Annotated in this window: 1 protein-coding gene; it reads left to right on the plus strand. The window is 70.3% G+C overall.

The features are described from left to right. Positions 1 to 797 (plus strand): RCC1 domain-containing protein (locus Q664_RS43995; RefSeq protein WP_043410887.1); only part of this gene is annotated, 797 nt, incomplete at both ends.

Here is a 797-nt window from a genome sequence, read left to right on the forward strand (position 1 = left end):
CAACAACGCGAATGGCCAGCTCGGACGGACCACGGCCACGCCATTCGACGCCATCCCCGCGCAGGTGCCGGGCCTCACGGGAGTGGAGACCCTCTCGGCCGGCTTCGGGCATTCCCTGGCGCTGCGGGAGGATGGCACTGTCTGGGCCTGGGGCTCCAACAGCTTCCGCCAGCTCGGCTTCCCCGAAACCACCCGCTCCAACCCCACTCCGCGGCAGGTGCCCGCCCTCACGGGCGTGACGGATGTCTCGGCCGGAGTGTACTTCTCCCTGGTGCGGCGCGCGGGCGGCTCCGTCTGGGCCTGGGGCCTCGACCCCTCCGTGCGGTTCCCCAGGGAGGGAGACCACACCCCACGGCGGGTGGACGGGCCAAAGCATGTCATCGCCCTGGCGGCGGGCGCACGGCCCCTGGTGATGGAAAAGAACGGCACCGTCTGGGGTTGGGGTTGGAACTCCACTGGCGTGCTCGGCACCGGCTCGAACATCCGGAGCACGCCGGTGCGGGCACGGGGCCTGTCGGGGCTCGTGAGCATCTCGGCCGGCTACAGGCATGTCCTGGCGCTGCGCGAGGACGGCACCGTCTGGGGTTGGGGTGACAACTTGTTCATGCAGCTCAGCCCGTACCTGCCCGAGCTCCAGACCACGCCGTTCCAGGTGACGGAACTGCCGAAGGTAGTGGCCATCGCGACCAGCGCCAGCCACTCCCTGGCGGTGGCCGAGGACGGCACCGTCTGGGGCTGGGGCGACAACAGTACGGGCCAGCTCGGACCGTTCGTCACCACCATCGATCCGGTACGGG

Source organism: Archangium violaceum Cb vi76, from assembly GCF_000733295.1.
Taxonomy (GTDB): domain Bacteria; phylum Myxococcota; class Myxococcia; order Myxococcales; family Myxococcaceae; genus Archangium; species Archangium violaceum.